We start from the raw sequence: 8,335 nt of genomic DNA on the forward strand, positions 1-8,335 counted from the left end.
TCTCGGGTTCAAGCCGCTGTTCGTGTCGTCTTAGCAGAGATGCTGTTACTCGAACGCTGCCAGAACACGAACCGATATTGTAGCCAGGAGACGAGGCCGAACATGGCGAGCCCGAGCAGGCTGAGATAGATGATCAGCGAAAACACCCTCGGGGTATCGAGCTGCGAGGCCGCCACGCGAATGAGCTCGCCGAAGCCTGCGCCGCCGCCGAGGAACTCGCCGGCTATCGCGCCCGACACCACACTGATCGCCGCGATCTTCAGGCCGGTGAAGAACTGTGGGAGGCCCGTGGGAATCTTGAGCTTGACCAGCGTCTGCAGCCGCGAGGCGCCGATGCTCTTAAAGAGCATTCGGGCATTCTCGTCCGCCGCATGCAGGCCTGCAGCCGTGCCGACGATGATCGGGAAGACCGAGATGAAAGCAGCCAGCGCCACTTTCGACATGATGCCGAAGCCGAGCCAGGCGACGAAGAGCGGCGCGAAGGCAAGCTTTGGCATGGTGTCGATCGCGACGATGTAGGGCATCACGGCCCGCTCGCCGAAGCTGGTTTCGCCGACGAGGACGCCGAGCGAGACGCCGATCGCCAGCGCCAGGACGAAGCCCCAGACGACCTCGCTCGCGGTGACCCACAAGGCCGGCAGCATGTAGTCGCCAGAGGTGAGGTTGCGACCGACAAACCCGATGTCGCGGATCGTGTCCGCTGGGGACGGCAGGATCAAAGGCGAGACGATGCCCGATGCGGTGACGCCCTGCCACAAGCCGAGAAAGAGAGCGAGCAGCCCGAGCATCAGGATCCAGCGCGGGAGCTTGGACGTGACCGAGACCTTCTCCGCCCAGACGGTGTCGGCCGGCAGCCCGGCAGATGATGTTTCGGCGGTTTGGCTCACAGGAAGGCCCCCTTGTCGAGCAACTCGCGGATCTCGCTGACATAGGCCCCAAATCGCGGAAGGGTCGCCATGTCGAGCGTGCGCGGCCGCGGCAAGTCGATCGCAATGCTGCGGACGATCCGGCCGGGCCGCGCTGACATCACATGCACGATGTCGGACAGGATCACCGCTTCTGCGATCGAATGCGTTACCAGGAAGGCCGAGGCGTTCCGCTCGCGGCAAATCCGCTGCAATTCCATGTTCATGAAATCGCGCGTGATCTCGTCGAGCGCGCTGAAAGGCTCGTCGAGCAGCAGCACGTTCGGCTCGGAAATCAACATCCGGCAGATCGCAGCGCGCTGCGCCATGCCGCCGGAAAGCTGTGAGGGATAGGTCGTCTCGAAGCCCTTGAGGCCAACGAGTTCGAGCAGGCTCTTCGCACGCTGTGCCGCGGCTTCGGCCGCAGCACGCCCTTCGCGTACCTCGATTGGCAACAGGATATTCTGCAGCGTTGTGCGCCACGGAAACAGTGTCGCCTGTTGGAACATCATGCCGATGTCGGCGCGCGCGCCCAGTACCGGCGTGCCCGCCAGCATAACCCTGCCCTTGGACGGGGGCGTCAGCCCGGCCATGATCTTGAGCAGGGTGGACTTGCCGCAACCGCTCGAACCGATGACCGAATGGAATTCGCCTTCGCGCAAGGTGAGGTCGACGCTCTCCAGCGCAACGACCCGCTCCCCATAGACTTTCGATACGCGGCTGAGTTCATAGACCGGCCGGGCTACGTGCCCGGCCGTTGCGACGGAGGCCAATGTCATTTCGGCGCGTTCCAGGCCGCCACGAGATCATTGGAGTAGGCCTTGCTGAGATCGTCGAGCGGCTTCTTGAGATCGCCCGAGGCCAGGAGGGTCTTCTGCCACAGCTCCCAAGCTTCGGGGTTGTTGTATCCGAAGCCCTTGGCGGGATCGAGCGGCGCCGCCAGGCGGTAATAGACGTCCATCAGCGCTTCCGCGAAGGGCATATTCTCGAGCTGCTGCGGATTGCCCATGCGCGCATGCTTCAGGACGGCCGCCTTGTTGGCCGGGTCGAGGCCGAACTTGCTGCCGCGCACCAGAGCGCGACCGAAGCGCTCAAGAATGCTGCGGTTCTCGTCCAGATACTTGCGCGTGACCACGTAGCCGTTGCCGAAGAAGGACTGGAAGCGCGGCGGGGTCAGCGAGCGCAGCTTGATTCCGCGCAGGTTCAGGGTCGCCGCTCCGGCCGTATCCGAGGCATAGGCGTCGATCGACTTCTGCATGAAGCCGGCCACGGCCATGCCGCCTTCGCCCACCGTGATGAACTTGTAGTCCTGTCCCTCCTTCATGCCTTCCGCATCGAAGATCGAGCGAACGAAGGCGACTTCGGCTCCGTCGGCCGTCCCGACGCCGATGACCTTGCCTTTCAGGTCGGTCGGCTTCTGGAAGGAGGAGGTCTCGGGCACGACCAGATTGAACTGGCTGCGCGTGAAGTAATTATAGATGTAGACGAGGTCTTGCCCGCGCTCGCGAGCCGCCATCAGCGGTCCCGGCCCGGGGTGGGCTAGTTGCGCCTGCCCGGCGAGCAGCGCCTGGATCGCAGCCGCAGAGCCGTTGACGCTACGTGGCGTAATCTTGATCTTTTCCTCGGCGAAGTAGCCTTCGCCGATTGCTGCATAGACCGCGAAATATCCCAGACCGCCAGGGCTCGGATAGACAATGGTGAGCTCGTCAGTAGCCTGCGCCAGTGCCTTGGGCGCCGCGAGCGCGAGGGGCAGCGCTGCAGCCCCCTTGATGAACTGCCTACGCTTCATGCCATTCCCCTTACATTTTTTCGTAGCGAAACGATGCATCATCGTGGCTACGTGTCAATTAAATTCACATTCTGCGCCAAATGAAAAAAATATGCATAATCTTCTGGACACGCCGTGTGTCCGCCCTATGCTCCGCGATCGTCGTCAATCAGCCATGGTCGCTCGATGTCCACGCTCGCAGAATTCGCCGTCCCGGCACCTGTTCAGTCCAGCCTTCCGGTCATCGGCTCATCGGCGCGCTATCCCGTGCGGCGAATCTACTGCGTGGGCCGCAACTATGTCGCGCATGTCCGCGAGATGGGAGGCGATGAGACCCGTGACTTTCCTTTGATCTTCCAGAAGCCCGCGGATTCGATCGTGCAGGATGGCGGAACGGTGCCGTATCCCCCGATGACCGACGATTTCCATTTCGAGCTCGAGCTCATGGTGGCGATGAAGGGCGGCGGCTACAACATTCCGCAGGAAGAGGCGCTGTCGCACGTGTTCGGCTATGGCATCTGCCTCGATATGACCCGGCGGCGACTGCTCGATACACCTGATGGCCCGCGCATTCCCTGGGAGTTGAAGAAGTCCTTCGACCATTCAGCACCCTGCGGACCGATCTACCCAGTCGAGACGGTCGGACATCCCGCGTCGGGTGGCATCAAGCTCGAAGTCGATGGCGTGGCGCGCCAGGATTCGGTGCTCTCGCTGATGATCTGGCGCACGCCCGAGATCATCTCGACGCTGTCGAAGTACTATTCGCTGGAGCCTGGCGATCTTATCATGACCGGCACGCCGCACGGCGTCGGCGCAGTCATGCCGGGCAATGTTCTGGTGGGGTCGATCGAAGGGCTTGGCCAGTTGACGGTCACGATCGGCGAGGCCGCCGCCTGATTACGCCAGTGCCAGCACGCGGCTGATCGGACTTGTCTGTATCAGCTTCGCAGCAGCCGCGTTGCCGGGTTCAGAACCAATGCTGGTTCGAAACAGCAATGGGCCGAGCTTGATCTGCCTGCCGTCAGCTGCCCGACGCGGCGAGCTCGCACGGTCGCTCAATCGAACTCCTTGCGGAATTTTTCGCTGACCGTCGCCTCGGCCCGGAAGCGCCCGATCGAGAAGGCGTCGAGCGGCGTCGGTGTGCCGCCGTCGAGAATCATCTCGCTCAGGCAAAGCCCGACTCCTGGGCCGATCTGGAAGCCGTGGCCGCAGAAGCCGAAGGCGTGGAAAAGACCGGGCTGCGTCAGGCTCGGCCCGATGACGGGGATCATGTCCGGCAGATAGGCCTCGATGCCGGACCAGACGCGAATGACGTGGCAATGCGCGAGCCCGGGCGCGACACGTGCCAGCGCCCGCATCGCGGCTAGGGTCTTTGCCGGCGGCACGGGCGCGCGGTTGGAGACCGGGTCGGCCGCCGTTCGCGGATAGCCTGCCAGGATGATGTTGCCGCGCGGAATCTGGCGGAAGATCACCGATCCGTCGATCGCCTGTATGGAGGGTTCGATCTGGTAGGGCACGGGCTCGGTGACGAATTGCGGCGGCCCCGCCGGGAAAAGCGGCGCCGTTTCGCCGAAGCGCTCGGCGATCTCCAGCGCCCAGGCGCCCGCGCTGTTGACCAGTGCGCCGCAGCTCAGCTGCGATCCGTCCGCCATTGTCAGCAGGAAGCCCTCGCCCTGGCGCGCAACGTCGCTGACGCGTGTTTCCTCCCTGATCTCAACGCCCTGGGCCAGTGCGGCCCTGGCGATGGCAGGTGTCGCGAGACGAGGGTTGGCCGTGGCGTCCCGCTCCGAGAAGGTCGCTGCCACGGCGCGTTCGCCGAGCCATGGCCAGCGCTTCCGCAATTCCGCCGGGCCGACGCGCTCGATCTGCAGGCCGTAGGAGTCCGAGACCTTGGCGTAGCCTTCGAGCTTTTCGCTCTCCTCCTTGTCATAGGCGAGGTAGAGATGCCCGGTCCGCGCGAACTCGCAGTCCTCGCCGATCAGGGCCTCCAGATCCTCCCAGAGCGCCTGGGAGCGCAGGGATAGCGGATACTGTGCGGGATAACGGCCTTGCAGCCGCAGATTGCCGAAATTTACTCCGCTCGACTGTGCGCCGACGACGCCCTTCTCGATCAGCGTCACGCGCTGGCCGCGGCGCGCGAGGAAGAACGCCGTCCAGGCGCCGATCAGGCCGCCGCCGACGATGGCGACATCGGTGGTCGCGGCGGTCACGGCGTCTCCTCGGCTGCGACGAGCGCGATCGGCTTGACCGGGGCCTGCCCGCGCAGCCGGCCGCCTGCCTCGACGTCATGACCGGCGGCCGCTGCTACTACCTCCTGCAGAGCCGGTCCGCAGACGCGCCCCTGGCAGCGGCCCATGCCGCAGCGGGTCATCGCCTTGACCCGATTGACCTCGACTGGGCCGAGCCCCTTCGTCATGGCGCCGCGCACCTCGCCGACCGTGACGCGCTCGCAGCGGCAGAGCACGGTCTCGTCCGGCAACGCGCCGATCTGCCGTGACGGCCAGGCGAAGGCGCGCGCCAGCCCGCGCTGGAAATCGCGCAGCCGCTGCACCCGGCGTGCGAGAGGCCGGATCGCGGCGATGTCCTGCTGCAGGCCGAGATCGGCGAGCACCGCATGCGCCGCAAGCGCGCCGCTCGCCTCCGCTGCGTCGGCACCGCCGATCCGGGCACCGTCGCCGGCGAGATAGAGGCCGCGGCGGACGCGCCCGAAGGCATCGGCCTTTGGCAGGAACAGCCGAAAGTCCCGGTCGTAGGCGAATTCTGCGCCGGCCAGATCGGCGAGCTGGGTCTCAGGCTTCAGCCCGTAGCCGAGCGCCACGGCATCGCAGGCGAAGCGTCGCTCGCGGCCTGACGCATCGCGCAGGACCAGAGCCTCGACGCGCTCGGTGCCCTCGACTGCGATTGGTTTAACACCGTTCAGCAGAGGCGTGCCGGCAATCATGGCCTGCGCCGTGTAGGCTAGTCCGCGCAGCAAGGTCCGTGGTGCGCGCAGCAGGGCCGGCGAGGTCGCGATCTTGGCGTACAGAGGGGTGGTGTCGGCGATAACGACGACCTCGCCACCCATCGCCCGATATTGCTTGGCTGCGAGCGTCAGCAGCGGCGACGAGCCGAGGAAGGCGACACGCCGGCCGATCAGGCAACCCTGGTCCTTCAGCACGACCTGCGCGCCGCCGAGCGTGAAGACCCCCGGCAGGGTCCAGCCCGGCAGTGGTGCGATGCGGTCCATCGCGCCCGTGGCGAGCATGAGCATGTCGAACCGGACTGTCCCGGCACGTCCGCCGGTCAGGACATGCAGACGGTCTCCGTCCATCGCCCAGACCAGTGTGCCCGGACGATAGTCAAGCTGCGGGCGCAGGCGTTCGAAGCGGGCATGCAGCCCGGCATATTTGCCAGCCTCGCTGCCCATCAGGCCGGCCATGTCGATGGCGAGGCTGGGCGACGGCCTGCGATAGCCCTGTCCGCCGGCTTGCGCCGCCTCGTCGAGCAGCGTCACACGCTGGTCCTGCGCCACCAGAACCTCCGCCGCCGCGATGCCCGCGGGCCCAGCGCCGACGATGACGATCTCAGCCACGCGCCTGCACCTGCGCTTCGGTGAAGAGCCGCATCCCCTCAGCCACGGGCGTCGTGCAGGCGCGAATCCGGCCGCCGGCCTCGCTCCAGACCCAGCAATCCTGGCAGGCGCCCATCAGGCAGAAGCCGGCCCGCGGCTCGCCTCCAAACTCGAGCCGGCGCAAGATCGGTCCGTGGCTCAGCAGGGCGGCCAGGACACTGTCCCCGGCCGTCGCGCCGATGGGTTCGCCGTCGAGGGTGAGCGTCACCCGAGCGCCGTCGCGCTTCGCGACGCGAAACAACTGAGCGCCGCCTCCGCCCATCGTCCAGAACCCCAGTTTTATTTCAATGCAATAGAGTTGTTCGAATATTGATAGAATGCAGTCGCGCGCTGTCAAGCGGACTTGATCGGCTTCAGATCCGCGAGACGGCGTGGGCGGTGGCCACGACCAGTGAGGAAAAGCGGGAAATGACCTCCTCGCGGCTGAAGCGCGAGCAGGACACCGCAATGTTGACGGCGCCCTCGGGCTGTCCGCGATGGTCGAGGATCGGGGCCGCGATCGAGGCGTCGCTGAGATAGACTTCCTCGAATGCCGTCGCGTAGCCCTGTGCGGCCGCTTGTCGGATTTTCTCCCGCAGCGCGTCACGCTGCCAGACCGTCGAGGCCGTGTAGGGCTTGAGGTCGCTGGCATCGATGACGGCCATCGCCTCGTCCTCCGGCAGGCGCGACAGCATGGCGATGCCGGGGGCCGTGCAGTAAACCGGCATGCGCGTCCCGATGATCACATCCGTGTTGAGGACGTTCCGGCTGAGGAAGCGCGAGACGAAGATGATCTCCGTGCCGTCGCGCACCGTCAGGTTGATGGTCTCCTCAGTCTCCTTGCTGAGGTGCATCAGGTAAGGCATCGCCCGGTCGACCAGGCGGCTGCTGCGGACGAAGTGATAGCCGAGGTCGAGCGTGCGCGCGGTCAGTTCGAAGCGCTTCGTCTGCGCGTCCTTGCGCAGGTAGCCGAGCTTGTTGAGCGTGTGCGTGAAACGCTGGGCCGAGCTGATGTCCATGCCCGTCTCGGATGCGACCTGCGAGAGGCTGAGCGTCTGATGCTGGCGGCCGAAGGCCGAAAGGACGCGGAAGGCTTTCTCGACCGAATTCACCATCAGCGCGTCTTCCTTGCGCGTCTGCTGCGCTTCGTCGGGCGCGGCTTGGCGGCGGGTGCGCGGGGGCGTCTCGGAAATCGACATCGGTGGCTCACTCCTCACCGTTTGAATGGCTGGCCCAATCCAACTTGACAAGGGAGATAGCTCATGTCGAGAATACGATAAGATTTATCTCATAGCGATAAAAACTCAACAGGAGACAGGCGTGAAGGATTCCGTTCTCAGTGAGATCCGTGGTCCGGTCGGCGTCCTGACGCTGAACCGTCCTGACAAGCTGAACGCCTGGAACGCGCCGATGCGGGCGCGTCTCGTCGAGGCGCTGGATGAGCTCGAGGCGAATGAGGCGGTCCGCGCCATCATTCTCACGGGTGCTGGCGAGCGCGCCTTCGGCGCCGGCCAGGATCTCAACGAGACCAAGACTTTCGACGCCGACCGTGCCGAAGTCTGGATGGGTGAGTGGGAGCGCCTCTACGACCGCATCCGCTCGCTCTCGAAGCCGATCATTGCGGCGCTGAACGGTGTCGCTGCCGGCTCAGCCTTTCAGGTCTCGCTGCTCTGCGACCTGCGCATCGGCCATCCCGGCGTCACCATGGGCCAGCCGGAAATCAACTCCGGCATCGCCTCGGTGACTGGACCCTGGATCATGCGCGAGATGATCGGCATCGCCCGCACCATCGACCTGACGCTGACCGGCCGGATGATGGATGCGGAGGAAAGCTTCCGCATCGGGCTGATCAACCGCATCGTGCCGCAGGAGCAGGTGATGGAGGCCGCACTGGCGCTGGCCACCGAGCTCGCCGGCAAGCCGCCGGTCGCGATGCGCCTCAACAAGGCCCGCTTCCGCGAGGTGACGGAGGCCAGCTTCCGCGAGTGCCTGGCCGCCGGCATCCGCAACCAGCGCGAGGCCTACGCCACCGGCGAGCCCGCCCGGATGATGGAAGAGTTCCTCGCCAAGCGC

At 65.5% G+C, this 8,335-nt stretch carries 9 protein-coding genes; 2 read left to right on the top strand and 7 right to left on the bottom strand.

Annotated features, from left to right (window positions below; genetic code table 11):
- Positions 1 to 8: 8 nt before the first annotated feature.
- From VGN82_RS05450 to VGN82_RS05460, 3 genes are read right to left on the bottom strand one after another with little or no spacing between them, the layout of a single operon-like run.
- Positions 9 to 887: an ABC transporter permease gene (locus VGN82_RS05450; RefSeq protein ID WP_327525976.1), complete on the bottom strand. Its 879-nt coding sequence runs from the start codon at positions 885 to 887 to the stop codon at positions 9 to 11.
- The gene (locus VGN82_RS05455; protein ID WP_327525977.1) at positions 884 to 1,684 is read right to left on the bottom strand and encodes an ABC transporter ATP-binding protein; all 801 of its coding nucleotides are present in this window, start codon (positions 1,682 to 1,684) and stop codon (positions 884 to 886) included. Before VGN82_RS05455 ends, VGN82_RS05450 begins: the two co-directional genes overlap by 4 nt.
- Entirely contained in the window at positions 1,681 to 2,694 is a 1,014-nt protein-coding gene (locus VGN82_RS05460; protein ID WP_327525978.1) for an ABC transporter substrate-binding protein, read from the bottom strand. The genes VGN82_RS05455 and VGN82_RS05460 overlap by 4 nt, the downstream gene beginning before the upstream one ends.
- 165 nt (positions 2,695 to 2,859) lie before the next feature.
- On the opposite strand from VGN82_RS05460, the gene VGN82_RS05465 reads away from it, so the two are divergent.
- Entirely contained in the window at positions 2,860 to 3,570 is a 711-nt protein-coding gene (locus VGN82_RS05465; protein ID WP_327525979.1) for a fumarylacetoacetate hydrolase family protein, read from the top strand.
- Positions 3,571 to 3,728: 158 nt separating this feature from the next.
- Here VGN82_RS05465 and VGN82_RS05470 read toward each other — a convergent pair whose 3' ends face one another.
- Genes VGN82_RS05470 through VGN82_RS05485 form a run of 4 tightly spaced genes read right to left on the bottom strand, consistent with a single transcriptional unit; the run spans position 3,729 to position 7,461 of the window.
- Positions 3,729 to 4,883, bottom strand: a complete 1,155-nt coding sequence (locus VGN82_RS05470; protein ID WP_327525980.1) for an NAD(P)/FAD-dependent oxidoreductase — start codon at positions 4,881 to 4,883, stop codon at positions 3,729 to 3,731.
- Positions 4,880 to 6,244 carry an FAD/NAD(P)-dependent oxidoreductase gene (locus VGN82_RS05475; RefSeq protein WP_327525981.1) on the bottom strand — a complete coding sequence of 455 codons (1,365 nt, stop codon included), beginning with the start codon at positions 6,242 to 6,244 and terminating at the stop codon, positions 4,880 to 4,882. Before VGN82_RS05475 ends, VGN82_RS05470 begins: the two co-directional genes overlap by 4 nt.
- Positions 6,237 to 6,620: a (2Fe-2S)-binding protein gene (locus VGN82_RS05480; protein ID WP_327525982.1), complete on the bottom strand. Its 384-nt coding sequence runs from the start codon at positions 6,618 to 6,620 to the stop codon at positions 6,237 to 6,239. The genes VGN82_RS05475 and VGN82_RS05480 overlap by 8 nt, the downstream gene beginning before the upstream one ends.
- A gap of 16 nt (positions 6,621 to 6,636) precedes the next feature.
- Entirely contained in the window at positions 6,637 to 7,461 is an 825-nt protein-coding gene (locus VGN82_RS05485) for an IclR family transcriptional regulator (RefSeq protein WP_327525983.1), read from the bottom strand.
- Positions 7,462 to 7,582: 121 nt separating this feature from the next.
- On the opposite strand from VGN82_RS05485, the gene VGN82_RS05490 reads away from it, so the two are divergent.
- On the top strand, positions 7,583 to 8,335 hold a 753-nt coding region (locus VGN82_RS05490; RefSeq protein WP_327525984.1), incomplete at its 3' end, for an enoyl-CoA hydratase/isomerase family protein.

This window comes from Allobosea sp. (assembly GCF_035999205.1).
In the GTDB taxonomy this organism is placed as follows: Bacteria; Pseudomonadota; Alphaproteobacteria; order Rhizobiales; family Beijerinckiaceae; genus Allobosea.